This window comes from Serratia sp. CY82433 (genome assembly GCF_052166535.1).
GTDB lineage: Bacteria > Pseudomonadota > Gammaproteobacteria > Enterobacterales > Enterobacteriaceae > Serratia > Serratia sarumanii.
The window spans coordinates 68,720-93,685 of the sequence record NZ_JBJNOR010000004.1 but is presented as its reverse complement, the minus strand read 5'-3'; the positions used below and the strand labels follow the sequence as shown (position 1 = coordinate 93,685).

The 24,966-nt window shown below is 61.6% G+C and carries 21 protein-coding genes; 12 read left to right on the top strand and 9 right to left on the bottom strand.

Going from position 1 to position 24,966, the window contains the following annotated elements; all coding sequences use genetic code 11:
* The first annotated feature begins 269 nt into the window (after window positions 1-269).
* The 4 genes from sodA to ACJ8PI_RS18830 all read left to right on the top strand — a co-directional run bounded on the left by sodA (window position 270) and on the right by ACJ8PI_RS18830 (window position 4,597).
* Complete coding sequence (sodA, locus tag ACJ8PI_RS18845; protein ID WP_004934003.1) at window positions 270-890, top strand: superoxide dismutase [Mn]; 621 nt, start codon at window positions 270-272, stop codon at window positions 888-890.
* A gap of 126 nt (window positions 891-1,016) precedes the next feature.
* Entirely contained in the window at window positions 1,017-2,945 is a 1,929-nt protein-coding gene (locus ACJ8PI_RS18840) for a methyl-accepting chemotaxis protein (RefSeq protein ID WP_164134552.1), read from the top strand.
* 99 nt (window positions 2,946-3,044) lie between these two features.
* Window positions 3,045-3,716 carry a 6-hydroxyaminopurine reductase gene (gene yiiM / locus ACJ8PI_RS18835; RefSeq protein ID WP_033649535.1) on the top strand — a complete coding sequence of 224 codons (672 nt, stop codon included), beginning with the start codon at window positions 3,045-3,047 and terminating at the stop codon, window positions 3,714-3,716.
* Window positions 3,717-3,817: 101 nt separating this feature from the next.
* Window positions 3,818-4,597 (top strand): class I SAM-dependent methyltransferase, encoded by a 780-nt coding sequence (locus ACJ8PI_RS18830; protein WP_103799271.1) that lies wholly within the window; start codon window positions 3,818-3,820, stop codon window positions 4,595-4,597.
* A gap of 11 nt (window positions 4,598-4,608) precedes the next feature.
* On the opposite strand, the gene ACJ8PI_RS18825 is transcribed toward ACJ8PI_RS18830, so the two are convergent.
* Together ACJ8PI_RS18825 and ACJ8PI_RS18820 are read right to left on the bottom strand one after the other, a co-directional pair.
* On the bottom strand, window positions 4,609-4,971 hold the full coding sequence (locus tag ACJ8PI_RS18825; RefSeq protein WP_004933989.1) for a YibL family ribosome-associated protein: 363 nt from the start codon (window positions 4,969-4,971) through the stop codon (window positions 4,609-4,611).
* 73 nt (window positions 4,972-5,044) lie between these two features.
* Window positions 5,045-6,511: an aminotransferase-like domain-containing protein gene (locus ACJ8PI_RS18820; protein WP_164134551.1), complete on the bottom strand. Its 1,467-nt coding sequence runs from the start codon at window positions 6,509-6,511 to the stop codon at window positions 5,045-5,047.
* A gap of 142 nt (window positions 6,512-6,653) precedes the next feature.
* Here ACJ8PI_RS18820 and ACJ8PI_RS18815 point away from each other — a divergent pair, with 142 nt between their 5' ends.
* Complete coding sequence (locus ACJ8PI_RS18815; protein ID WP_033649537.1) at window positions 6,654-7,262, top strand: LysE family translocator; 609 nt, start codon at window positions 6,654-6,656, stop codon at window positions 7,260-7,262.
* On the opposite strand, the gene ACJ8PI_RS18810 is transcribed toward ACJ8PI_RS18815, so the two are convergent.
* The 7 genes from ACJ8PI_RS18810 to ACJ8PI_RS18780 form a co-directional block, all read right to left on the bottom strand.
* Window positions 7,259-7,813: an MltR family transcriptional regulator gene (locus ACJ8PI_RS18810; protein ID WP_033638634.1), complete on the bottom strand. Its 555-nt coding sequence runs from the start codon at window positions 7,811-7,813 to the stop codon at window positions 7,259-7,261. The two genes, ACJ8PI_RS18815 and ACJ8PI_RS18810, sit on opposite strands and share 4 nt — an antisense overlap.
* A gap of 91 nt (window positions 7,814-7,904) precedes the next feature.
* On the bottom strand, window positions 7,905-9,050 hold the full coding sequence (gene mtlD, locus ACJ8PI_RS18805) for a mannitol-1-phosphate 5-dehydrogenase (RefSeq protein WP_033653964.1): 1,146 nt from the start codon (window positions 9,048-9,050) through the stop codon (window positions 7,905-7,907).
* Between the two features lie 58 nt (window positions 9,051-9,108).
* Window positions 9,109-11,028: a PTS mannitol transporter subunit IICBA gene (locus ACJ8PI_RS18800; RefSeq protein ID WP_033636552.1), complete on the bottom strand. Its 1,920-nt coding sequence runs from the start codon at window positions 11,026-11,028 to the stop codon at window positions 9,109-9,111.
* 542 nt (window positions 11,029-11,570) lie between these two features.
* On the bottom strand, window positions 11,571-12,290 hold the full coding sequence (locus ACJ8PI_RS18795; protein WP_033636551.1) for a DUF3053 domain-containing protein: 720 nt from the start codon (window positions 12,288-12,290) through the stop codon (window positions 11,571-11,573).
* A 321-nt stretch (window positions 12,291-12,611) separates the two neighbouring features.
* A complete protein-coding gene (glyS, locus tag ACJ8PI_RS18790) occupies window positions 12,612-14,681 on the bottom strand; it encodes a glycine--tRNA ligase subunit beta (protein ID WP_164134550.1) in 2,070 nt (689 codons plus the stop codon).
* Between the two features lie 9 nt (window positions 14,682-14,690).
* Window positions 14,691-15,608, bottom strand: coding sequence for a glycine--tRNA ligase subunit alpha (glyQ, locus tag ACJ8PI_RS18785; protein ID WP_004933966.1), 918 nt, complete (start codon window positions 15,606-15,608; stop codon window positions 14,691-14,693).
* 737 nt (window positions 15,609-16,345) lie between these two features.
* Window positions 16,346-18,334 (bottom strand): autotransporter outer membrane beta-barrel domain-containing protein, encoded by a 1,989-nt coding sequence (locus ACJ8PI_RS18780; RefSeq protein WP_164134549.1) that lies wholly within the window; start codon window positions 18,332-18,334, stop codon window positions 16,346-16,348.
* 196 nt (window positions 18,335-18,530) lie between these two features.
* On the opposite strand from ACJ8PI_RS18780, the gene ACJ8PI_RS18775 reads away from it, so the two are divergent.
* The 7 genes from ACJ8PI_RS18775 (at window position 18,531) to ACJ8PI_RS18745 (ending at window position 24,919) form a co-directional block, all read left to right on the top strand.
* Window positions 18,531-19,097 (top strand): DNA-3-methyladenine glycosylase I, encoded by a 567-nt coding sequence (locus ACJ8PI_RS18775; protein WP_033636547.1) that lies wholly within the window; start codon window positions 18,531-18,533, stop codon window positions 19,095-19,097.
* Window positions 19,094-19,546: an N-acetyltransferase gene (locus tag ACJ8PI_RS18770; RefSeq protein WP_060423498.1), complete on the top strand. Its 453-nt coding sequence runs from the start codon at window positions 19,094-19,096 to the stop codon at window positions 19,544-19,546. The genes ACJ8PI_RS18775 and ACJ8PI_RS18770 overlap by 4 nt, the downstream gene beginning before the upstream one ends.
* Window positions 19,547-19,795: 249 nt before the next feature.
* Window positions 19,796-20,458: an OmpA family lipoprotein gene (locus ACJ8PI_RS18765; protein ID WP_033631402.1), complete on the top strand. Its 663-nt coding sequence runs from the start codon at window positions 19,796-19,798 to the stop codon at window positions 20,456-20,458.
* Between the two features lie 126 nt (window positions 20,459-20,584).
* Window positions 20,585-21,619 (top strand): LacI family DNA-binding transcriptional regulator, encoded by a 1,035-nt coding sequence (locus ACJ8PI_RS18760; protein ID WP_103799268.1) that lies wholly within the window; start codon window positions 20,585-20,587, stop codon window positions 21,617-21,619.
* 166 nt (window positions 21,620-21,785) lie between these two features.
* Window positions 21,786-22,538: a sugar phosphate isomerase/epimerase family protein gene (locus tag ACJ8PI_RS18755; protein ID WP_033636544.1), complete on the top strand. Its 753-nt coding sequence runs from the start codon at window positions 21,786-21,788 to the stop codon at window positions 22,536-22,538.
* Between the two features lie 7 nt (window positions 22,539-22,545).
* Window positions 22,546-23,511, top strand: coding sequence for a sugar kinase (locus tag ACJ8PI_RS18750; protein WP_033649579.1), 966 nt, complete (start codon window positions 22,546-22,548; stop codon window positions 23,509-23,511).
* Between the two features lie 139 nt (window positions 23,512-23,650).
* On the top strand, window positions 23,651-24,919 hold the full coding sequence (locus tag ACJ8PI_RS18745; RefSeq protein WP_033636543.1) for an MFS transporter: 1,269 nt from the start codon (window positions 23,651-23,653) through the stop codon (window positions 24,917-24,919).
* Window positions 24,920-24,966: the final 47 nt, after the last annotated feature.

The following is a 24,966-nucleotide window of genomic DNA, read 5'->3' as shown; positions in this document are numbered from 1 at the left end:
ATTCAGTGAACGCTTTGGCACATTTCGATACATTTCGGCGTTGGCGCTCCCTACAGTATAGAGAGTAACCCGCGCGCCGGGGCGACGGCTTCACGCAGCCATCCGCCCCTTCTTCTATCAGTAGGTTAGCGCAGCGATTTGATCGTTAACCACACAGTTCACAGGGCATTGATAATCATTTTCAATATCATTTAATTAACTATAATGATCCGACTGCTTACGCGGTGCTCACGCTTTGCGCCGCCCATACACCACTGGAGATGATGATTATGAGTTATTCACTGCCATCCCTGCCGTACGCTTACGACGCACTGGAACCGCATTTCGACAAGCAGACGATGGAAATCCATCACACCAAACACCATCAGACCTACGTCAACAACGCCAACACCGTGCTGGAAGCCTACCCTGAGCTGGCCAAATACAGCGTTGAAGAGCTGATCCAGGATCTGGATAAAGTGCCTGCCGACAAACGCACCTTCATGCGCAACAACGCCGGCGGCCACGCCAACCACAGCTTCTTCTGGAAAAACCTGAAAACCGGCACCACGCTGGGCGGCGATCTGAAAGCGGCCATCGAGCGCGATTTCGGCAGCGTTGAGAAATTCCAGGAAGAGTTCGAGAAAGCCGCTGCCACCCGCTTCGGTTCCGGTTGGGCCTGGCTGGTGCTGAAAGACGGCAAACTGGCCGTGGTGTCTACCGCTAACCAGGACAGCCCGCTGATGGGCGAAGCGGTCGCCGGCGCTTCCGGTTTCCCAATCATCGGCCTGGACGTGTGGGAACACGCTTACTACCTGAAATATCAGAACAAACGTCCTGACTACATCAAGGCGTTCTGGAACGTGGTCAACTGGGATGAAGCCGCCGCACGCTTCGCCGCGAAGAAGTAATTCGCCCCCGTTGATGAAGATGCCCGCCACCGGCGGGTATTTTTTTGCCTGAAATCCGCTAAAGTTTGACCACGTCTTGCCGATGGTTTGTTCAATTGACGTTCGCCCGGAGAAGGAAAAAACGCTATGGCGGCATTGCAAGCATTGGCAGGAAAGTTCACTCATCTCACCGTAGGTAAAAAGCTCGGTCTCGGCTTCGCACTGTTGCTGCTGTTGGCGGTCATCATCGCCGGCACCGGGGCGCAATATCTGCATATCATCGAATCACGCGCCGATCGCATCGACTTCAGCAACCGGCTGAACGAAGAGATCAACCAGGCCAAATACAACCGCGCCATGTACGGCCAAACCTACCGGCCGGAGTATATTCAGAACAACCGCGCCAATATTGAAAACGCCGTCAAACTGATAGACCACGGGCAGGCGCTGGACTGGGACGCCCAAAGCCGCAAGGATCTGCAGCGTCTGGTGACGCTGATCGGGGAATATCAGCAGCAGCAAAAAGAGTTTGAACAGGCGGTCACGGCGAAAGACGCGGTGCGCCAGAGCTGGAACATGTCGGAAGTGCAGGCCAGCCTGAGCCAGGTGGAGCGCCAGCTGACCAACGGCGATCTGCAGTTGGCCTTCATCCAGCTGAACCAGAAGCTGACCCAGGTGCGCTACGGCGCGCGCGGCCTGCTGCTGAGCCTGAACAAGGAAACCGAAGCCCCGCTGATGGCGGCCATCGACGATGCGCGCGACGCGGCCAGTGCCTTGAGCCGCCGGGTCAGCGACGCGCAGCGCCCGCAGCTGCAACCGCTGCTGGCCGCGCTGGACGATTACAAAAACCGCATCGCGGCCTACCTGCCTGCCTATGAGCACGAGCAGCAGATCAGCCGGCGGCTCGGCGAACGCGCGCAGGCGATCGGCATGCTGGTGAACGCCTTTATGCAGGACGAGCTGACGCAGACCCACAATGATATCAATCTGGCGCAACTGCAGATGGGCATCACCACGCTGATCGCCATCATCGCCGGGGTGCTTATTGCCTGGCGCATCACCCTGCAGATCACCCGTCCGCTGCACAGCACGCTGGCCATGGCGGAACGCATCGCCGGCGGCGACCTGCGCCAGGCGCAGACCAGCACCCGCCGCGACGAGCTGGGGCAGTTGCTGAACGCGGTGGCGGCGATGAGCCAAAACCTGCGCACCATGATTGAGAAGATCCAGATGGGGGTCAGCCAGGTCTCCACCGCCTCGGCGGAAATCGCCGCCGGCAACACCGACCTCTCCTCACGCACCGAACAGCAGGCGGCGGCGGTCGAGGAAACCGCCGCCAGCATGGAACAGCTTACCGCCACGGTAAAACAGAACGCCGACAACGCCCATCACGCCAATCAGCTGGCCACCGACGCCTCGCAGACCGCGCAGCAGGGCGGCAAGCTGGTGGAAAACGTGGTCAGCACCATGCGCGATATTTCCAGCAGTTCGCAGCGTATCGCCGAAATTACCACCCTGATCAACGGCATTGCCTTCCAAACCAATATCCTGGCGCTCAACGCCGCGGTGGAAGCGGCGCGCGCCGGCGAACAGGGCCGCGGCTTCTCGGTGGTCGCCAGCGAAGTGCGCAGCCTGGCGAGCCGCAGCGCCCAGGCGGCCAAGGAGATCGAAGGGCTGATCGCCGAATCGGTCAGCCGGGTGAAAACCGGCACCGAACTGGTGGAAAGCACCGGCAACACCATGGAACAGATCGTCCGCTCGGTCACCCACGTGCGCGACATCATGGCTGAAATCGCCGCCGCTTCCGATGAGCAGACGCGCGGCATCGCCCAGATTGGCCAGGCGATCGTCGAGATGGACCACACCACCCAGCAGAACGCCGCGCTGGTGGAAGAGTCCGCCGCCGCCGCCGATTCGCTGGAAGAACAGGCCGACATGCTGCTGCAGAGCGTCTCGGTGTTCCGTTTGGCGGAGCAGACCGAACCCGCCGCCGTGAAAGCCGCCGCGCCGAAAGCGCCGGCGGTAAAACCCGCGGCCGCCAACGCCGCAGCGGAAGAGAACTGGACCACCTTCTGACGCCCCGCCGCCCGCCCGAGGATTTTCGGGCGGGTTGTTATGTCCCCCCGGCGCAACTCAGGCTATGCTGAGCCTTCGACGCGAGACACGGAGGCGCACATGCATCACCCAGACGTTTACATCGGCAGCATCCAACCCTATGAAGGCGGGCGCCCCAGCGCCATCGCCAAACGCCAGGTGGATGGCGCCATCCGGCTCACGCCGCTCGGCCTGGAAGGCGACGAGCAGGCGGAAAAAAGCTATCACGGCGGGCCGGACCGCGCGCTGTGCCACTACCCGCGCGAGCATTACGCCCACTGGCGCGCGCAGTTTCCGGCGCAGGCCGAGCAATTTTGCGCCCCGGCCTTCGGCGAGAATATCTCCACCGAAGGGCTGACCGAACACAATGTGTTTATGGGCGACATTTTCCGCTGGGGCGAGGCGCTGATCCAGGTCACTCAGCCGCGCTCGCCGTGCTTCAAGCTCAATTATCACTTCGCCATCGAGGATATTTCGGTGCTGATGCAGCAAAGCGGCCGCTGCGGCTGGCTGTATCGGGTGGTGTCGCCGGGCGCGGTCAGCGGCGATCGTCCGCTGGCGCTGGCGGCGCGCAACAGCGACGTGTCGGTCGCCGAAGCCATCGCCATCGCCTGGCATATGCCGTTCGACGCGGAACAGTATCGCCGCCTGTTGGCGGTCGCCGGCCTCTCCGCCAGCTGGAGCAAGACCATGCTCACGCGGCTTGCCGAAGGGCACCTTGAGGACTTCAACCGCCGCCTGCTCGGCCGTTGAAAGCGCGGGCGGAAAAGATGAAAAACGTGCGCCGAATGCCGCGTTAACCCTGTTCTTCCGCCTATACTGTAGCCGCGTGTTTTTCAGCCAGGAGCCAGGTAATGACCACCCCGACCCATTCGATTCATCACGCCGCCGCCGAGGGCTATCAGGCCAATGCCGATCGCTATATGAAAGGCCGGCCGGATTATCCGCCGGAAATCGCCGCCTGGCTGCGCGAGACTATCGGCCTGCACGCCGGCATGACGGTCATCGATCTCGGCGCCGGCACCGGCAAGTTCACCCCGCGCCTGCTGGAAACCGGCGCTCAGGCGATCGCCGTCGAACCGGTGCCGCAAATGCTGGAAAAACTGTCGGCGGCGCTGCCGCAGGTGAAAACGCTGGCGGGCACCGCCGAGGCGATCCCGTTGCCGGACGAGTCGGTCGACGCGGTAGTGTGCGCCCAATCCTTCCACTGGTTCGCCACGCCGCAGGCGCTGGCGGAGATCCGGCGCATTCTCAAACCCGGCGGCAAACTCGGTCTGGTGTGGAACATGCGCGATGCGCGCGTCGGCTGGGTGCGTAAACTGAATCAGATCGTCGATCGCCACGAAGGCGATGCGCCGCGTTTCTATACCGGCGAATGGCGCAAGCTCTTCCCGTTCAAAGGCTTTGAACCGCTGCAGGAGCAGGTCTTTATGTTGAGCCACCGCGGCGCGGTGGAGGACGTGATCTACAACCGGGTGCGTTCAACCAGCTTTATCGCCGCGCTGCCGCAGCCGCAACAGGAACAGGTTATCGATCAATTGCGCCAGCTGGTGGCGGAAGAAGAGGAGCTACGGGGCCAGGACACGGTCACCGTGCCCTATCAGACCAAGGCGTATTTCACCACCAAGGTCTGACGCCCGGGGGTTCAGAACGCTTTCTTGGCGTAACCGGTGACCGCTTTCAGGCCCATCTCGCGGCCCAGCGCGGTCATCGGATGCACCACGATCAGCCCGCGCGCGCTTTTCTTCAGCGCGCCCATGTCGGCCTGCTCTTTCTTGGTGATTTCGCGGCTGAACGGCAGCTTGCTCAGCTTCTGCGCTTCGGCGCTCAGCTTCTCGCCACGCACGTTTTTCAGGCGCTCGATCTCCGTCGCCAGCTTCTCTTTCTCTTTGGTGTGCTGCGCAATCAACTCAGGGTTGCCCTGTTGGATCACGGTGGCGTCTTTGTGGTTCAAGGCGTCCAGCAGGTCGCTCAGGCGCTTGATCTCTGCCTTTTCTTTCTCTTTCATGGTCTCTGGCCCGTTGTGCCCAAAATGGCACGCTAATCAATGATACCGGCATTGTAGCAAAAGGCGCGCGCCGTTACCCGTCCTGCGCAATGCCGGGCGGCAGGCCGCTCATCTCGCAGGCCCTGGCGCCGAGCCGGGCCAACGCCTGGGTGTAGCGCGCGTTGAACGGGTAGCAACAGGAGAGCCGCAGCGCGTTGCGGTAGCGCCCGCTGGGGGAATACAGGGTGCCCGGCGTCAAACAGATCTGCTCTTCCAGCAGTTGGTGGAACAGCGCTACGCTGTCCACGTTGGGGGGGAACTCGACCCAAAACACGAAGCCGCCCGCCGGCTGCGTGGCCAGCGTGCCGCGCGGGAAATGCCGGGCGATCAGCGCCCGCGCCTCGTCGACCTGCGCCGCATAGCGCTTGCGCAGGTTGCGCAAATGGTGATCGTAACCGCCGCTCTCCAGGAAGGTCGCCAGCGTTTCCGACAGCAGCTGCGACTCGGACATCGACGACACCGCCTTCAGCTTGCGCAACGCCTCGTGGAAACGGCCGCCGCAGATCCAGCCGACGCGAAAATCCGGCGCCAGCGTTTTGGTGAAGCTGGAGCAAAACAGCACCCAGCCGTCGCGATCGAACGCCTTCACCGCCGGCGACAGCGCGCCGCCGAACTGGATCTCGGCATACAGCCCGTCTTCAATCAACGGCACCTGATGATCGTTCATCAGCCGCGCCAGCCGCTTTTTCGCCGCCAGCGGCATGGTGCAGCCCAGCGGGTTTTGCACCGTCGGCATGGCAATCACCGCGTTCAGCCGTTTCTCGTTCAATAGCAGCTCCAGCGCGTCCAGCGACAGCCCCAGCTGCGGATCGGTGGGGATTTCCAGCGCTTTCAGCCCCAGGCTGGCCAGCAGCGGCAGCAGGTAGAAGTAGGTCGGTGACTCCAGCCCGACGCAGTCGCCCGGTTTGGTGGTGACGCGCAGCGCCAGCTGCAACGCCTCCATGCAGCCGTGGGTCAGCACCACGTCGCCCGGCTCCAGCAGCATGCCCAGCGTCATCGAACGGCGGGCGATCTGCTGACGCAGCCGCAGGCTGCCGGGCGGCAACGAATACTGTCCGATCAGATCCGGTTGACGACGCAGCTGAGAGGACAGCATGCGCCCCAGCTTGCCGCCGGGATAAAAATCGCTGGTCTGCGGGCAGGCCAGCGCAATGTTGGTGAAGGCCGGATTCTGCTGGGCGGCGAACACGGTATCGATCAGCGCCAGCACGTCGTCCGCCGGCGGCTCGATGCGGCCGCTGGGCGCCGAGGCCATCTTCAGCGCCGGCAGCGTGCTGCGGACATAAAACCCCGATTGCGGCCGCGCTTCGATCAGCCCGCGATCCTCCAGCGTGCGGTAAGCCGACACCACGGTATTAATGCTGACGCGATGGGTTTGCGCACAGCGCCGCACCGAAGGCAAGCGGTCGCCGGGCAGCAGCGTGCCGCGGTGAATGGCCTCGGCCAGCGTATCCGCCAGCTGCAGGTAACGGGTATCCGGGGTTTCATCGAGCAGGGTCACAGTTTCTCTCCAGGCAATGGGTACAGTTTACATTTTCCACAACTGTAACCATAACAATATCCAATGTGTGGTTCTGTCACCACCCCATCGCAGCGATTATGCTGATCCTCTCGTTATTACCGTCATTTTCAAGGAACCTGCCATGCTGGACTCCGCCTTTGTCAGCTACGTCACCGTCATGTCGATTACCCCCGGCCCCAACAACCTGCTGCTGGCCTCGTCGGGCGTCAACTTCGGCCTGCGCCGCACCCTGCCGATGCTGTTCGGCATCGGCGCCGGCTGCGCGGTGCAGTTGGCTATCATTATCCCGCTGCTGGCGCTGGCGCTGAGCTGGGCCGGCGTCATCCGCTTCCCGCTGGCGGTGATCGGCTGCGCCTACCTGCTGTGGCTGTCATGGAAACTGTTCAAGGCGGCCTCGCCGGACGCCAAAGAGCAGGTGAGGCCAATGAGTTTCCTCAACGGCGCGCTGTTTCAGGCGGTCAACCCCAAGGCCTGGCTGATGGTGATCAACGTGGCGATCCTGTTCACCCCGCGCGAAGGCGCCACCTTCTTCCATACGCTGAGCGTCATCGCAGGTTTCGTCGTGCTGAATTTACCCTGTGTGCTGCTGTGGGCGGTGCTGGGCGACCGGTTGCGCAACGCGCTCCAGGTCGCCTGGAAGCTGCGCGCGTTTAACGGCGTCATGTCCGGCCTGATGGCCGCCACCGCGCTGTGGTTGCTGTTCGACGAGTGGCGCGCGGCCTTTGCTTAGCCGCGGCCGAGAGGAGAGAGTCGGGAAGGTTGTTTGGCGCCGATGCCGGCGATCAGATCGGTAATGGACAGCACCATGGTGGAGCGCACCATCTGCTGATAGCGCTGACGCTGCATGGCGATCAGCGCTTCATCCGCTTCGCCCGGCTGCAGGAAGGTCGGCGCCGGCGGCAGCGCGGCCACGCAGTGCAGCTCGCCAAACGGCCCGAGGATTTCGTCGTCGACGAAGCGGTATTCCGCACCGTCGTGATTCAGCTCTTCGCGCATCGCCATCAGCAGCTCGGCGTCTTCATATTCGTGGCGGGAGATCACCCCCAGCCCATACATCAGCTTCAGGCGCACCGACAGCTCCCCCAGCGGGCCGCTGCCGGACAATAGCGGTTCGACGGCATATTTCACCGCATAGTCGTCCTTGCGGAATACCTGCACCACCAGCACGTTGAGCGCTTCCGCCAGCAGCTCTACCGCCGCGATCAGGAAACTGCGCACCGTTTTGCCCGCGTTCAGCTTTTCCAGAACCTGATTTTCAAATGCCTGTGCTTCTTCCATCATCGCTTTTCGAAAGGCGTGGGGAGGGCCGTCGATGTCGAACTCGGATTGCAGGAGCGCAGCAAGCTGCGCTCGGGTGTTCATCATCACGATTCTACTTGTGCATGGCGTTATACACAGCAACGGCCTCTTCTACAACCTCGCTTTCCGCCGGCAGGCCGGAAATTTGCGCCAGCGCGGCTTTCGGCCCGAGCGTGTTCAGCAATTCCGCCAACTCCTGCGCCTGCGGATCCTGTTCGCTGCGGTAGCTCATGGCGGCGGCGATGCCCTGGATCAGGTTGGCGTGCGGCAGGCCGTATTCCAGCGTGCCCAGCAGCGGTTTGATCAGGCGATCGCCGGCGCTCAGTTTGCGCAGCGGCTGGCGCCCCACGCGCTCGACGTCGTCGTGCAGATACGGGTTTTCGAAGCGGCCGAGGATTTTGTTGATGTAGGCGGCGTGCTTGTCGGCGTCGAAGCCGTAGCGCTTGATCAGCACCGCACCGCTCTCTTCCATCGCTCCTTTCACCACGCGGCGGATCGCCGGGTCGAGAATGGCGTCGCGAATGGTTTGCAGCCCGGCCCGTTGGCCAAGGTAGGCGGTGATGGCGTGGCCGGTATTGAGGGTGAACAACTTGCGCTCGACGAACGCCATCAGGTTATCGGTCAGCTCCATGCCGGCGATCGCCGGAGGCTGGCCCTTGAACTGGGTCTGATCGACGATCCATTCGCTGAAGGTTTCCACCGTCACTTCCAGCGGATCGCTGCTGTCCGCCGGCGGCACGATGCGGTCGACCGCCGAATCGACGAAGCCAACGTGCTGCTCAACCCATGCCTGCTCGTCCTGCGGCAGCGCGGCGAGCACATGCTGCTTCAGCTGGCTGGTGCCGCGCACCATATTCTCGCAGGCGATGATGTTCAGCGGCTGCTCATTGCCCTGCTGATGACGCAACACCAGCCCTTTGGCGATCGTGCCGGCGATTTTGCCGAGAATTTGCGGGCCAACGGCGGTGGTCACCAGATCCGCCTCGGCGATCAGCGCCACCGCCGCCTCGCTGCCGCTGTTGACGGCGCTGACGTTGTTGACGCTCTCCACGCGTTCTTGCTCGCCCACCACGTGCACCTGATAACTTTTACGGCTGTTCAACAGATCCAGCACCGTTTGATTGACGTCGGCGAAGGTCAGCTCAACCCCGGCGTCCGCCAGCAGCTTGCCGATAAAACCGCGGCCGATGTTCCCTGCGCCAAAATGTAATGCTTTCATAACTCTACCTTCTTAATGTCGAAGGGTGCAGCAAGCTGCACCCTTTAAAATGATTCCGTTATCCGGCTTTTTTGCCGCCGAGCAGGTCCAGCACTTCCTGCACGCTGGTGGTATTCGCCAGCCGCTCGATCACGCTCTCGTCATCCAGCGCGTTGGTCAGGCTGGTGATCACCTGAATATGCTCGTTGTTGCGCGCGGCGATGCCGATCACCAGACGGGCCACTTCATCCTCTTCCTCGCCGAAGCGCACGCCCTGCGGGTACTGGCAGAACACCACGCCGGTGCGCAGCACCCGGTCTTTGGCCTCGATGGTGCCGTGCGGTACGGCGATCGACTCGCCCAGGTAGGTGGAGGTGAGTTTCTCGCGCTCCAGCATCGCCGGCACGTACTCCGCCTCGACATAGCCGCCTTTCACCAGCTGCTCGCCGGCGAAGCGGATCGCCTGCTCTTTGTCGCTGGCCTGCAGGTTGAGGAACACGTTGCTCTCGCTCAGCTTGAACAGGTTCGATTCACCGGCTTCGAAGCTGTCGTCCAGCGCGCCCAGTACCTTTTGTTGGTTGTCGCTGGTTTTGTTGGCCGCCAGCAAACGGTCGACCAAATCGCTGTACAGCTTGCTGTCGAGGAAGTTGGTCAGCGAGATGTGCTGTGCCTGCGGCGCGTGGCGCATCGCACGCTCGGTCAGATCGCGGTGGGTAATCACCAGATCCACATCGTCCGGCAGGCTGTTGATGGCGCTGTTGGTCACCGAGATGTTCTTCAGCCCGGCGTCGGCCACTTTCTTACGCAGCACCCCGGCGCCCATGGCGCTGGAACCCATGCCCGCATCGCAGGCGACGATGATTTTGCGCACGGTGCTCAGATCGCCGTCGACCGATGCCGGCGCCGCCGCGCCGCCTTTGGACTGCGATTTCATCTCTTGCATGCGACGGGTCGCGGCTTCCAGATCGTCATCCTCTTTCACCTTGGAGGTTTTCAGCAGGAAAGCGGACACCACGAAGGAGACGGCAAAGGCTGCGCACACCGCCGCAATGTTGGCGAAGTAGGCGCCTTTCGGGGTCATCGCCAGCACTGCCAGGATCGAACCCGGAGAAGCCGGAGAAACTAGGCCGCCGTTCAGCATCGTCAGGGTGAAGACGCCGGTCATGCCCCCCAGGATCACCGCCAGCAGCAGGCGTGGGTTCATCAGCACGTAAGGGAAGTAGATTTCGTGGATGCCACCCAGGAAGTGAATGATTGCCGCACCGCCGGCGGATTGCTTGGCGCTGCCGCGACCGAAGAACATGTAGGCCATCAGTACGCCCATGCCCGGGCCTGGGTTGGCTTCGATCAGGAAGAATACCGACTTGCCGACTTCCGTGGCCTGCTGGATACCCAGCGGCGAGAAGATGCCGTGGTTGATGGCGTTGTTCAGGAACAGGATTTTCGCCGGTTCAACGAAGATGGACGCCAGTGGCAGCAGGTTGTTCTTCACCATCACGTGCACGCCCGCCGCCAGCAGCTTGGAGAGCACCTCCACCAGCGGCCCGATGCCCAGGAAAGCCAGGATCGCCAGCAGCATGCCGATGATGCCGGCGGAGAAGTTGTTCACCAGCATTTCAAAACCGCTTTTGATCTTGCCGTCCACCCAGCGGTCAAAGTGCTTGATAGCCCAGCCGCCCAGCGGACCGGCGATCATCGAGCCGAGGAACATCGGCATGTCGGCGCCGACGATGACGCCCATGGTGGTGATAGCGCCGACCACACCGCCGCGCTCGCCGCCCACCAGCCGCCCGCCGGTATAACCGATCAGCAATGGCAGCAGGTAGGTGATCATCGGGCCGACCAGCTTGGCTAAGGTTTCATTCGGCAGCCAGCCGGTTGGAATGAATAGCGCGGTGATAATCCCCCAGGCGATAAAGGCGCCGATGTTGGGCATCACCATGTTGCTCAGGAAGCGGCCAAAGTTTTGTACTTTAACCTTGATGTCTGGTGAAAACATAAAACACACCCCTATTGTTACGCGCTGACAATAGAGCGCGTGATTATTGTTGTGACGATCCAGCCGTGTTGCCGCTGTATGCGAAACGGACTCTATCACGCTGTTTTTGTCACGCGAACTTCACGGATTTTTTGTGACACAAATCACATACAACACCCCAACAAACCACCCTTTATAGTGATAAAGATCACACTTATGGCGTGTAAAAAAAGCACAGTGAGAAAAAAGTCGCCTGAAAACCCACAATAAAGTGATGTTGATCACATTTTTAAGCTGATGGTTTGTTTTTAAATTGTGATAAACATCACAATTTATTTTCAACTGCGGCGCCGATCGCGACGCTCTGTTTGATCATCCCTGTGAGCATTCATCCCGCCGGGAACTAGCGAAGTGATGAATGAAAGAAAACTACATTGCCGAATGAATGGATTAATTGAAGTGTAGTACAGAAGCCTGCGCAATAAACCAGCAAGCTATTGGAAACGCTGAGGGGAAATAAAACGGGCCGGCAATGCCGGCCCGTATGTCGTGCATGCGGTGCGTTATTGCGTCACGCTTTGAACGGCTTTCTGCGCATTCAGCAGGTTCTGCTGCTTGGCCACCAGATTCGACATCATGGTGTTGTACTGCGCCACCTGCTGCGCGGTGCGGAACTGCACGCCGTTGTTGTTGAAACTGACCTGGTTGCCCTGGCTCTGCAGGAAATCGCCAACCTGCACCAGATCCTGCACGAAGCCGGCGGTGGTCGGGATCGCCGGCATCAAGGCGTTGGCCGGTGCGGTAACGATCTTGTCATAGGCCTGGTTGTACACCGCCTTCAGATCGTCGGGCTGCTTCAGCGCCGCGCGGGCGGTATCCGCCTGCGATTTAGCGGACTGGATCTGTTGGCCCAGCAGGTTCAACGCGCCGACCGATTGCTGCAGCGCGTCGCGTTTGTTCAGGTAGTCCTGCGCGGTGCGGATCTGGTTAATCTGATCCAGCGCCGGCGTCAGGCTGGCGCCGACCGACTTGGACAGCTGCTGCGAAAAGCCGACCAAAATCGCGTAATCGCCGGCATAGTTGCCGAACTTCTGCTTCTGGTCTTCGCTCAGCGTGGGGATGTTCGCCCCGCTGCGCATCACGGTATTCTGTAAGTAATCGATAAATGCTTTGCGCTGTTCCGGCTCTTTATCGCCGCAGGCGGTCAATTGCATGACCACCAACAATGCCAATACCGGTGCCAACCAACGCGCGAAACCTCTGCTCTGGATCCCTACCGCCATGTGACATAACTCCTGTTATAAACCTGCTTTTTCATTGGACTCCGCCCCTTTTTCCGCACTCCGTGCGCCTATAAGAATAGATCAACTGGCGGCATTCCGATACGCGATTCCGCTTGCGATGAGCATTGCCCCGGCCGGATGCGGTTGAAAATCGTGCGCAAAACGCACTGAGGTTCATTGCCGTCGGCGACCGGACGCTTCAATTTCCCCAAGTCGCCCCCCAAGTCGCCCCCCAAGTCGCCAGGCGACCTTGCCTTCGCCCCCAGGAAACGGAAATAAAAAAAGGCGCCCGCAGGCGCCTTTTCACAGCAGAGAGGCCACTTACTGCAGCACGGAGATATCCGCCACCTGCAGGAACAGTTCGCGCAGCTTGCTCAACAGCGTCAGACGGTTCACGCGCACTTCCGCATCGTCCGCCATTACCATCACGTTGTCGAAGAACGCATCCACCGGCTCGCGCAGCGCAGCCAGCTCCACCAGCGCTTCCTGGTAGTTGCCCGCCGCGAAGTACGGCTGCAGCTTGTCGCGCAGCACCACCAGGTGAGTCGCCAGCTGGATCTCCGCTGCGTCCTTCAGCACCGAGGCGCGCACGCTGTCGTTCAGCGTTTCGGTAGACTTGGCCAGAATGTTGGAGACGCGTTTGTTGGCCGCAGCCAGCGCCGCCGCCGCTTCCAGCGTACGGAAGTGGGAGACCGCCTTGACGCGCGCGTCGAAGTCGGCCGGCTTGGTCGGACGGCGCGCCAGCACCGCCTGAATGGTATCGACAGCGTGGCCTTCCTCCTGATACCAGGCGCGGAAGCGGCCCAGCATGAATTCCACCACCTCGTCGACCACCTTGGCGTTGGTCAGCTTGCTGCCGTACAGGCGCACGGCCTCTTCGGTCAGGGTCTGCAGATCCAGCGGCAGGTTTTTCTCGACGATGATGCGCAATACGCCCAGCGCGGCGCGGCGCAGCGCGAACGGGTCTTTATCGCCTTTCGGATGCTGCCCGATGCCGAAGATGCCGGCCAGGGTGTCCATCTTGTCGGCGATCGCCAGGGAACAGGCCACCAGCGACTGCGGCAGCGCATCGCCGGCGTAGCGCGGCTGATACTGCTCGTTCAGCGCAACGGCGACGTCTTCCGCCTCACCGTCGTGGCGCGCGTAGTGCATGCCCATCACGCCCTGGGTGTCGGTGAATTCGAACACCATGTTGGTCATCAGGTCGCACTTCGACAGCAGGCCCGCGCGGGTGGCGTGGTTGACGTCGGCGCCGATCTGGCCGGCAACCCAGCCCGCCAGCGCCTGAATGCGGTCGGTCTTGTCGCGCAGGGTGCCCAGCTGCTGTTGGAACAGCACGGTTTCCAGGCGCGGCAGGTTGTCTTCCAGGCGTTTCTTGCGGTCGGTATTGAAGAAGAACTCGGCGTCGGCCAGGCGCGGACGCACCACTTTCTCGTTACCGGAGATGATCTGCTGCGGGTCTTTCGACTCGATGTTGGCCACGAAGATAAAGTTCGGCAGCAGTTTGCCCGCGGCGTCGTACACCGGGAAATACTTCTGGTCGCCCTTCATGGTGTACACCAGCGCTTCCGCCGGCACCGCCAGGAATTTCTCTTCGAATTTGGCGGTCAGCACCACCGGCCATTCCACCAGCGAGGCCACTTCTTCCAGCAGGCTGTCGCTCAGATCGGCCTTGCCGCCAATCTTCTGCGCCGCCAGCTCGGCGTCGCGCTTGATGAGGGCTTTACGCGCTTCATAATCGGCGACCACTTTGCCGCGCTCCAGCAGGATCTGCGGGTATTGGTCGGCGTTGTCGAGGGTGAACTCGGCTTCGCCCATGAAGCGGTGGCCGCGCACGGTGCGCGCAGAGTCGATGCCCAGCACGGTGCCCGGGATCAGATCGGCGCCCAGCAGCATCGTGACGGTGTGCACCGGACGCACGAACTGCACGTCGGAGTCGCCCCAACGCATCAGTTTCGGAATCGGCAGTTTAGCCAGCGCGGTGCTGACCATGCCGGCCAGCAGCGCCTGCGCCGACTGGCCTTTGACGTGGGCGCGGTACATCAACCACTCGCCCTTGTCGGTCACCAGGCGTTCAGCCTGATCGACGGTGATGCCGCAGCCGCGCGCCCAGCCTTCGGCCGCTTTGCTCGGTTTGCCTTCGGCGTCGAACGCCTGGGCGATCGCCGGGCCGCGTTTTTCAATTTCGCGATCGGCCTGCGCCGCGCTCAGGCTGGCCACTTTCAGCGCCAGACGGCGCGGTGCGGCGAACCAGCTCACGTCACCGTGTTCCAGGCCGGCGTTGTCCAGCTCGGCGGTGAAGTTGGCGGCGAAAGATTCCGCCAGGGAACGAAGAGCCTTCGGCGGCAGCTCTTCCGTGCCGATTTCCACCAGGAAAGTCTGTTGAGTCATGGCTGCCTCTTAGTTCTCGTTCTTCTTGTTGCACATCGGGAAGCCCAGCGCTTCGCGGGAAGCGTAGTAGGCTTCGGCAACGGCTTTGGTCAGCGTGCGGATGCGCAGAATGTAGCGTTGACGCTCGGTCACCGAAATCGCCTTGCGCGCGTCCAGCAGGTTGAAGGTATGACCCGCCTTCAGGATGCGTTCGTAGGCCGGCAGCGGCAGCGGTTTTTCCAGCGCCAGCAGCGATTGGGCTTCTTTCTCGTACTGCTCGAAGCAGGAGAACAGGAAGTCGACATCGGCGTATTCGAAGTTGTAGGTGGACTGCTCCACTTCGTTCTGGTGGAACACGTCGCCGTAGGTGGTGACGCCCAGCGGGCCGTTGCTCCACACCAGATCATATACGCTGTCCACGCCCTGGATGTACATCGCCAGGCGCTCCAGGCCGTAAGTGATCTCACCGGTCACCGGCTTGCACTCCAGGCCGCCGACCTGCTGGAAGTAGGTGAACTGCGTCACTTCCATGCCGTTCAGCCACACTTCCCAACCCAGGCCCCAGGCGCCGAGCGTCGGGTTTTCCCAGTTGTCTTCCACGAAGCGAATGTCGTGGATGGTCGGATCCAGACCCAGCTCTTTCAGAGAGCCCAGGTAGAGTTCCTGAATGTTGTCCGGCGATGGCTTAATCACCACCTGGAACTGGTAGTAGTGCTGCAGACGGTTCGGGTTTTCACCGTAGCGGCCGTCGGTCGGGCGGCGGGATGGCTGCACATAGGCGGCGGCCATCGGCTCCGGCCCCAGTGCGCGCAGGCACGTCATCGGGTGTGAGGTTCCCGCGCCGACTTCCATGTCCAATGGTTGAACGATGGTGCAGCCCTGGCGCGCCCAATAATCCTGCAGTGTCAGGATCAGGCCCTGGAAGGTCTTGGTATCAAACTTTTGCATGTTGAATTCGCACGCGATACAAGTGGATTTAGATGGAATGCGCCAGTATACCCTTTGACCGTAAGATATACAGCCAGAATCCGGCAACAAGTGCGAATCGGGACGAGAAGCGCTGGATTTTCCCGCGGCGGGCACAGCGGGAAGGACAACACGCCGGCCGGTTACCTTGCCGTTCAGAAAGACATACCCGGCATACACATTAGAGCCACTTAACAAAAATATCACTCACCGCCGTTTAAATAGTCAATTGGCTGAACGCTACTTCCCTCTTCATCGACCAAATTTAAGCTGATTTACGTGCGTATATCCTTATATTTCCCACGAGATAAAGTTGCATCAATGTTATTTTTGTTAATTTTATCAACTAAAAAACTCCCTTCATCGAGAGATAATGTGATCAAGTGCCAGATTATTTCTTATATCGTGAAAAATAAGGTGATATCGCGCGGCGTGCCGACGCGTTGGGTATGGAAGGAATGGCCATGGATGAAATACGGCGCTAACGGGCCACAGAAACAAATTGACAGTTAATCTTTGGTTATACAATAATAAATAAAATTTTCCCTGGTGTTGGCCAAGTGGCTACCTGATCCTTTCATAGGATCAGTTTTTTTTTGTATTTCCGCCAACGTCACTGCGGCCCGCATAATTCCCCCCAGGCCGCCTTTCGCATAAATCCCTTATCAGACCTTATGGCTTATCCTGATCCTGCGCCCTTGAACGCGCCGATGGCCAATTCAAAAGCGCGCGCTGACGCCTACGTTATACATAAACTGCTCGCCGCTGCTCAGCCCGCCGGTTTGCGAGACGGTGGCGAAGGCCGATACCCTGTCCGTCAACGGCATGTTGGCCCCCAACGTGACATCCACCCAGTTTTTGTCCTGGCCCGCACTGTCGCGGGTGAACGAGGTTTGCATCGATTTCAGGCCGCCGCCGGCGCGGTAGACGTCGTCGCCGAACTGGTGCTGATAACTCACTTCCGCATAAGGGTTAAACACGCCGAATTGCGTATCCAGCCGCCAGCCCAACGCGCCGATCTGCGAGTGGTAGGTTTGATCGTTGAAGCGCATGGCGGTGCTGTCATCGCCATCTTCGCTGTAGCCGGAAACGCGGCTGTAATCCCAGGCGAACTGCGCCACCGGCCCGGTGGTCAGGTAAGAAGCGATCGGGAAGTCATAGCCGGCGGTCACGCGCGCGCCCCACTGCCTGCCGGTGGTCGAACCGGTTTCGGTGCGCGTCAGCGGCCCCAGCCGCAGGCTGCGGCGGATGTCGTCATAATCCATCGTCGCATAGTGCAAATCGGCGTTGACCCAGCCCTGCTCGAATATCGCCAGTGAACTGAAAGCCGACAGCAGCAGCCCGCGCGCCTTGTAATCAAAGCGGCTGGAAGGATGTTGATCGTCGTTGGAACCGGCGATCAACGCGCCGATCAGCCAGCCGTCGGTCAGCTGATAGTCCACCCCGACGGTCAGGTTGTGGGTGGTGGCGTTGCCGTCCCCCGCCGCCCGGTTATCGGCATAGTCATAGTGCTGGCCGGCGTAACCGCCGAACACGCCCAGCGAACCCTGCGGGTTTTCGCCGTGGCGCAGCTGCTGGAAGCGGCTGTCGAGCGTGGCGCGGCTGTCGCGCGCCATCGCCGCCGTCGCCTGATTCAGCGCCACCACCTGCGCCGGGCCATCCAACACCGCCTGGATATAATCCGCAATCAGCAGGTGCGCCTGCGGGCTCGGGTGGAAATGGTCGGAGAACAGATAGGACTGGCCGGCGTCGAAGCCGGGCATATCGGAGCTGCAGACCGCCGAGGAAACGCCCGGCGGGCAAGCCATGCCGGCGGTGTTGGCGAAGCCGAACTGCGCCGGATTGGCGATCGCTTCGGCGAACAGCTTGTTGACGTCCACCCGCACGATATTGCCGCCGCCCTGCGCCAGCAAACGGTCTTCACTTTGATTATAGAAATCGGTCAGTTGGGCGGCCTGCGCGCTCAGGCTGTCATACGCCGCGATAAGCTGCGTGGCGATCGCCTGCTGCACCTGAGGAATGGCGCTGCCCTGCTTCGCCGCGGCGGCCAACGCCGCGTGGATCGCCTGCGTGCGTGAAGCGTTGTCTGGCGTCGCCACCGAATTAAGCGTGGCATAGGCCGCCTGGATCGCCGCCCCCTGCACCGGCGACAGCGCCTGTTGAATGATCAATTCCATCAGCTGCGGCGTGGAGCCGATGTTCGGCACCGTCGGCACGATCACCGTGCCGGCGCCGGCGTTCAGCAGCGAATGCACCTGCGCGGCTGCCGCGGCGGCGCTGTTATAGGCCACGCCGGGCGCGGTAGCGGCATTTAATGCCGCCGCCGCCAGATCGTTGCCGCCGATCCAATGAACGTACAAACCGTCGCCGTCGGCCTGGCCGTTGACCCGGTTCAGATAGCGCTGCACCTGATCCTGGGTGTTGTCGGCCGGGTTCAGGCCCGGCACCGCCACGGCGCCGCCGGCGGCGTAGTTCTCACCGCCGTTGTCCGAAGCCACCAGCGCCGCCCCGATGCGTTGCGCCAACGCTTCGTCGTACAGCAGGTGCTGGTTACCGTCATAGGTGAACCGGCCGTTGTTGCCGGTATCGCTCAGGCTATCGCCAAAGACGTAGAGTTGATCGTACGCCTGAGCCGGAAGGGTCACACTGCAAAGCAACGCCACTGCAAGCGCCGCCGGGCGGGGCATGCACGTTATTTTTAGAGGCATGAATCGACTCCTGAGAGCCTGCAAATGAAGGCAATGTCGTTTTTATCGTTGGCCGGTTTCCCACCGGCCATGTAGTAACTATTGTCGGCTTTTTCGTCACGTCAAGCGGGCTGATGACAAAACAATCAGAGGCTTGCCAAGTTCGGCGCTTCGAGCGATGATTACTGTTCATAAATACAGCATAAGGACAGTCAGGATGGCAGACGAACGTTGCGGTTGGGTGACGGCCGATCCGTTGTATCTCGAGTATCACGACCAGGAATGGGGTGCGCCCACCACCGACGCGCGCGAGCTGTTTGAAATGCTGTGCCTCGAGGGGCAGCAGGCCGGCCTTTCCTGGATCACCGTGCTGAAAAAGCGCGAGAACTACCGCCGCGCTTTCCACGGTTTCGATCCGCAGCGGGTCGCCGCCATGACCGAACAAGACGTGGAAAACCTGCTGCAGGACAGCGGCATCATCCGCCACCGCGGCAAGATAGAAGCCATCATCACCAACGCCAAAGCCTATCTGGCGATGGAGGCGGCCGGCGAGAATTTCGTTACCTTCATTTGGGACTTCGTCGGCGGCAGGCCGCAGCTCAACCGCTGGCAGGCGCTGAACCAGGTGCCGGCCAAAACCGAGCAGTCCGACGCCATGTCCAAGGCGCTAAAAAAACGCGGCTTCAAGTTTATCGGCTCCACCGTTTGTTACGCCTTCATGCAGGCCAGCGGGCTGGTGAACGATCATCTCACGGGATGCATGTGCTACCCAAAGCCACGGTGATCCGCCCCTGTGGCCCGGAGGATATCGACCGGCTGATGGCGCTGTGGCTGCCCAGCACCATCGCCGCTCATCCGTTCGTGGCGGAAAAATACTGGCGTGAGAGCGCCGCGCTGGTGCGTGAAAACTACCTGCCGCGCGCGCAAAGCTGGGCCTGCTGGCATGACGACGAGATCGTCGGCTTTATCAGCGTGCTGGACGAGCAGTTCATCGGCGCGCTGTTTGTCGATCGGGCGTTTCACGGCCGCGGCGTCGCCCAGGCGCTGATGACGCACGTGCAACAGCGCTACCGCCGGCTCAGCCTGGAGGTGTACCAGCAGAACCTGCGCGCCTGCGCGTTCTACCACAGGCACGGTTTTCAGGTTACGCAGCGCCTGTTCAACGATGAAACCCAGGCCTATACGCTGATCATGAACTGGCCGGCAGTCGAAAATTCAACCCGTTATGCTTAAAAAAGGCGCATCTGCACTCCGGATGCGCACAATTAAGAATCCGCTGCATAGCGCCGCCCGGCGTTTTACCGCATAACTCCCCCAGCACTTACCCGCGCTCATCATTTGTCACGTTTTTCTCCGGAACTGCCGGCGAAACCGCGCGTCATAGGTAGCGCGGCGACGCGGGCTCCCTGCGTCACCCACTTTTTTTTGCGTCCCCGCTTTGGGCCGGCGCGTACAGATTCTGATGCCATTAAGGACAAGAACATGAAAAAACGCATTGCAATTATTGCCGGCGCCGTGAGCCTCACGCTCGCGCTGTCGGCCTGTACCACCAACCCTTACACCGGCGAATCCGAAGCCGGTAAATCCGGCATCGGCGCGGGCCTCGGGGCCGCACTGGGCGCCGGCGTCGGCGTGCTGTCCTCTTCCAAGAAAGATCGCGGCAAGGGCGCGCTGATCGGCGCAGCGGCCGGTGCAGCCCTCGGCGGCGGCGCTGGCTATTACATGGACGTGCAGGAAGCCAAACTGCGCGACAAGATGAAAGGCACCGGCGTCAGCGTCACCCGCCAGGGCGACAACATCGTGCTGAACATGCCGAACAACGTGACCTTCGACAGCAGCAGCGCCACGCTGAAACCGGCGGGCGCCAACACCCTGACCGGCGTCGCCATGGTGCTGAAAGAGTATCCGAAAACCGCGGTCAACGTTGTCGGCTACACCGACAGCACCGGCTCCCGCTCGCTCAACATGAACCTGTCGCAGCAGCGCGCCGACGGCGTAGCCAGCGCGCTGATCACCCAGGGCGTGGCGGCGAACCGTATCCGCACCACCGGTGCCGGTCCGGACAACCCGATCGCCTCCAACAGCACCGCGGAAGGCAAGGCGCAAAACCGCCGCGTCGAGATCACCCTCAGCCCGCTGCAGTAATCCCGTGCGGGGCGCGCAACCGGCGCCCCGCCGCCTCCCTGCGATTTTCGCCTTACCCTTCAACACTCCCGCCCGCACATCGGGTATGGTAGTCTCCTTGGCAATTAACCGCAGGAGGGATCGGCTGTGAGCACAGGCAAGGCAACGCGCGCCTCAGGACGCGCCACCATCAGCGATGTGGCCAACATCGCCAAAACCGGCAAGACCAGCGTGTCGCGCTATCTGAATGGTGAACAGCACCTGCTTTCCGACGATCTCAAACAGCGCATCGAACAGGCGATCCAGCAGCTCGACTACCGGCCAAGCCAAATGGCGCGCAGCCTGAAGGGCGGCCAGACCCGCCTGATCGGCCTGATCCTCGCCGATATCACCAACCCCTATTCGGTGGACGTGATGCGCGGCATCGAGGCCGCCTGCCGCCAGCACGGCTTTACCCTGCTGGTGTGTAACACCAACAACGAAGTCAATCAGGAACAGCACTACCTGCAGCTGCTCAGCAGTTACCGGGTGGAGGGCATCGTGGTCAACGCGGTCGGCATGCGCGAGGAAGCGTTATCCACGCTGCAGCAGTCGATGCTGCCGATGGTACTGATCGACCGCAAAATCCCCGATTTCGCCTGCGACGTGGTGGGCCTGAACAACCGCGAAGCCGCCACCGTCGCCACCGAACACCTGCTGCAACAAGGTTTCGAAGCGATTTTGTTCCTCAGCGAGCCGCTCGGTACGGTCAATACCCGTCTCGAGCGCCTGCACGCTTTCAGACATACCATGGCGCAGCACCCCACGCTGTCGGCGGAGCAGGCCGAAACGCCGCTCAACGATCGGCAGAAGCTGGAGCAGGTGCTGAGCGATTTCAGCGGCCGCCATCGCGGCATGCGCAAGGCGGTGATCTCCGCCAACGGCGCCCTGACGCTGCAGGTGGCGCGCGCCATGCGCCGGCTCGGCATTCAGTGGGGCAACGACATCGGCCTGCTGGGCTTCGACGAGCTGGAGTGGGCGGAGCTGGCGGGCGTCGGCATCACCACGCTGAAACAGCCCACCTACCAAATGGGGCACGCGGCACTGGAGCGGCTGGTGCAGCGCATTCAGGGCCTGGCCGCCCCCAGCGGCGAGCAGATGTTCTCCGGCGAGCTGATCGTCCGCGGCTCCACCACCCGCTAACCCGCCTTCTTCGGGGCCGTTGCCCGCCCCGCCCTCATCGGCTGTTTTTTGCTCAGCTTCGTGATTGCGATCATATTTTTACACTCTGTCGCTTTTCGCTGGAACCGGTTCCATTTAACGTACCGGTAACAGCAGCGGCGGCGACAATGCCGCCTCAGGAGTCAAAATGAAAACAGAAATCATCGTGGTCACCGGCGCCTACGGCACCGATACCGTCAAACAATACGGCGGCCAGCGCGCGCTGTTGCCCATCATCGCCGGCGCGGGCGCCGACGGGGTGGAGATCCGCCGCGAACTGTTCGCCGCCGGCGAATTGGACAGCCTGCCGGCCCTGGCGCAAGAAATCGAACGCCAACAGCTGTTCGCCGTCTACTCCGCCCCTGAGGCGCTGTTCACCCCGCAACATACGCTGAACCCCAACCTGGCGGCGCTGCTGGCGGAAGCGCAGGCGCTGAACGCGCGCCAGCTGAAGTTGTCCCTCGGCCATTTCCGCCCCGGTTTTGATTTTACCGAGCTGAAAGTGGCGCTGGAGCAGCACCCGGTCAAACTGGTGGTCGAAAACGATCAGACGCCGGACTGCGGCATTTTGTCGATGCTGAACGCCTTTTTCCACGCCGCGGAAGATAGCCACCTGCCGGTCAGCATGACCTTCGATATGGCCAACTGGCTATGGGTGGGGCAAGACGCTTTCGCCGCCGCCGAACGCCTGGCCCGCCACGTCGGTTACGTGCACGTCAAAGCCGCCACCCAAGGCCCGCGCGGCTGGCGCGCCGTCGCGCTGGACGATACCGACGGCAGCTGGCGCGATCTGCTGGCCCGCCTGCCGCACGATGCACCGCGCGGCATCGAATTCCCGTTGCAGGGCGATGATCTGGAAGCCGTCACCCGCCATTACGTCAATATTTTGCGTGCGGAGTAACCCGATGATGACAACGTTAACGGCAACCACGGCGCAGCAGGCGCCCCTGGATGTGGTCACGCTGGGCGAAGCCATGGCTATGTTCGTGGCGGCGCAAACCGGCGATTTGGCGGAGGTGGAAACCTTCACCAAACGCATCGCCGGCGCCGAGCTGAACGTGGCGATCGGCCTGGCGCGCCTGGGCATGAATGTCGGCTGGGTCAGCCGCGTCGGCAACGATTCGTTCGGCCGCTTCACCCTGCAGCAGCTGAAAAAAGAAGGCATCAACTACCGGCAGGTGACGGTCGACGGCCACTATCCCACCGGCTTTCAGGTGAAATCCAAAACCGCCGATGGTACCGATCCCAGCGTGGAATACTTCCGCAAAGGCTCGGCGGCCAGCCACCTGTCGGTCGCCGATTTCAACCCTGAGTATTTCGGTTCTGCGCGCCACCTGCACCTGAGCGGCGTGGCGGCGGCGCTGTCCAGCGAATCGCTGGCGCTGTGCCACCATGCGGCGCGCGAGATGCGCGCCATGGGCAAAACCATTTCGTTCGATCCCAATCTGCGCCCGGTGCTGTGGCCCAGCCGCGAGGTGATGATCGAGCAGCTGAACCAGCTGGCGTTCGCCGCCGACTGGGTGCTGCCGGGGCTGAAAGAAGGGCAGATCCTCACCGGCCAATCGACGCCGGAAGGCATCGCCGATTTCTATCTGGAACGCGGCGTGCAGGCGGTGATCATCAAAACCGGCCCGGACGGCGCCTGGTTTAAAACCGCCGCCGGCGACAAGGCGGCGGTGGCCGCGGTCAAGGTCGACAACGTGGTGGATACCGTCGGCGCCGGTGACGGCTTTGCCGTCGGCACCCTCAGCGCCCTGCTGGAAGGCAAAACGCTGATACAGGCGGTGCAGCGCGGCAACAAAATCGGTTCGCTGGCGATCCAGGCCATCGGCGACAGCGAGGGCCTGCCGACCCGCGCGGCGCTGGCCGAATAACAATAAAAAAACGACTTCTCCGCATGACGTCAGCCTCTGGCCCTACAACCGGGACGCGTCGGGAGAGCATCTGCCCCTTCCTCTTGCATGCCCAGCGTGCCGGGCGAAGGGGACGCAACACCACTGAAGGATACTGAACATGAACAAAGCGACTGTCGCGGCCAAACGCTGGTGGTACATCATGCCCATCGTGTTTATCACCTACAGCCTGGCCTATCTCGATCGCGCCAACTTCAGCTTCGCCTCTGCCGCCGGCATCAATGAAGATCTCGGCATCACCAAAGGCATGTCCTCGCTGCTGGGCGCGCTGTTTTTCCTCGGTTATTTCTTCTTCCAAATTCCCGGCGCCATCTACGCCGAACGCCGCAGCGTCAAAAAACTGATCTTCTGGTGCCTGATCCTGTGGGGCGGCTGCGCCTCGCTGACCGGCGTGGTGAGCAATATTCCGATGCTGGCCGCCATCCGCTTTATCCTCGGCGTGGTGGAAGCGGCGGTAATGCCGGCGATGCTGATCTACATCAGCAACTGGTTCACCAAATCGGAGCGCTCACGCGCCAACACCTTCCTGATCCTCGGCAACCCGGTGACGGTGCTGTGGATGTCGGTGGTGTCCGGCTACCTGATCCACGCCTTCGGCTGGCGTGAAATGTTCATCATCGAGGGCATTCCGGCGGTTATCTGGGCGTTCTGCTGGTGGGTGCTGGCGAAAGACAAACCGGCGCAGGCCGGCTGGTTGAGTGCCGATGAGAAACAGGCGCTGCAGCAGCAGCTGGACGAAGAGCAGAAAGGCATCAAGGCCGTGCGCAACTACGGCGAAGCCTTCCGTTCGCGCAACGTGATCCTGCTGTGCGTGCAGTACTTCGCCTGGAGCATCGGCGTGTACGGCTTCGTGCTGTGGCTGCCTTCCATCCTGCGCAGCGGCATGCAGATGGGCATGGTGGAAGCCGGCTGGCTGTCGGCGGTGCCTTACCTGGCGGCGACCATCGCCATGATCGTGGTCTCCTGGGCGTCGGACAAAATGCAAAACCGCAAGCTGTTCGTCTGGCCGCTGCTGCTGATCGGCGCGCTGGCGTTCTTCGGCTCTTACGCCGTCGGCGCCAACCACTTCTGGATCTCCTACGGCCTGCTGGTGGTCGCCGGCGCCGCGATGTACGCCCCCTACGGGCCGTTCTTCGCCATCATTCCGGAAATGCTGCCGAAAAACGTCGCCGGGGGCGCCATGGCGCTGATCAACAGCATGGGCGCGCTGGGGTCGTTCTTCGGTTCGTGGTTCGTCGGCTATCTGAATGGCGCCACCGGCAGCCCGGCGGCCTCTTACATGTTTATGGCCATCGCACTGGTGGTGGCGGTGGTGTTGACGCTGATCGTCAAACCCGCCCGCAACGAGATCCAGCCGCAATTGGCTTGATCCGGTTATACTTTTTATCTGTTAACCCAACCGGGGGGCGCCATGCC

Bases quoted from the DNA above. Each gene is read 5' to 3' on its own strand.
- sodA (WP_004934003.1), top strand. From the start codon at position 270: ATGAGTTATTCACTGCCATCCCTGCCGTACGCTTACGACGCACTGGAA.
- ACJ8PI_RS18840 (WP_164134552.1), top strand. From the start codon at position 1,017: ATGGCGGCATTGCAAGCATTGGCAGGAAAGTTCACTCATCTCACCGTA.
- yiiM (WP_033649535.1), top strand. From the start codon at position 3,045: ATGCATCACCCAGACGTTTACATCGGCAGCATCCAACCCTATGAAGGC.
- ACJ8PI_RS18830 (WP_103799271.1), top strand. From the start codon at position 3,818: ATGACCACCCCGACCCATTCGATTCATCACGCCGCCGCCGAGGGCTAT.
- ACJ8PI_RS18825 (WP_004933989.1), bottom strand. From the start codon at position 4,971: ATGAAAGAGAAAGAAAAGGCAGAGATCAAGCGCCTGAGCGACCTGCTG.
- ACJ8PI_RS18815 (WP_033649537.1), top strand. From the start codon at position 6,654: ATGCTGGACTCCGCCTTTGTCAGCTACGTCACCGTCATGTCGATTACC.
- ACJ8PI_RS18810 (WP_033638634.1), bottom strand. From the start codon at position 7,813: ATGATGGAAGAAGCACAGGCATTTGAAAATCAGGTTCTGGAAAAGCTG.
- mtlD (WP_033653964.1), bottom strand. From the start codon at position 9,050: ATGAAAGCATTACATTTTGGCGCAGGGAACATCGGCCGCGGTTTTATC.
- ACJ8PI_RS18800 (WP_033636552.1), bottom strand. From the start codon at position 11,028: ATGTTTTCACCAGACATCAAGGTTAAAGTACAAAACTTTGGCCGCTTC.
- ACJ8PI_RS18795 (WP_033636551.1), bottom strand. From the start codon at position 12,290: ATGGCGGTAGGGATCCAGAGCAGAGGTTTCGCGCGTTGGTTGGCACCG.
- glyS (WP_164134550.1), bottom strand. From the start codon at position 14,681: ATGACTCAACAGACTTTCCTGGTGGAAATCGGCACGGAAGAGCTGCCG.
- glyQ (WP_004933966.1), bottom strand. From the start codon at position 15,608: ATGCAAAAGTTTGATACCAAGACCTTCCAGGGCCTGATCCTGACACTG.
- ACJ8PI_RS18780 (WP_164134549.1), bottom strand. From the start codon at position 18,334: ATGCCTCTAAAAATAACGTGCATGCCCCGCCCGGCGGCGCTTGCAGTG.
- ACJ8PI_RS18775 (WP_033636547.1), top strand. From the start codon at position 18,531: ATGGCAGACGAACGTTGCGGTTGGGTGACGGCCGATCCGTTGTATCTC.
- ACJ8PI_RS18765 (WP_033631402.1), top strand. From the start codon at position 19,796: ATGAAAAAACGCATTGCAATTATTGCCGGCGCCGTGAGCCTCACGCTC.
- ACJ8PI_RS18755 (WP_033636544.1), top strand. From the start codon at position 21,786: ATGAAAACAGAAATCATCGTGGTCACCGGCGCCTACGGCACCGATACC.
- ACJ8PI_RS18750 (WP_033649579.1), top strand. From the start codon at position 22,546: ATGACAACGTTAACGGCAACCACGGCGCAGCAGGCGCCCCTGGATGTG.
- ACJ8PI_RS18745 (WP_033636543.1), top strand. From the start codon at position 23,651: ATGAACAAAGCGACTGTCGCGGCCAAACGCTGGTGGTACATCATGCCC.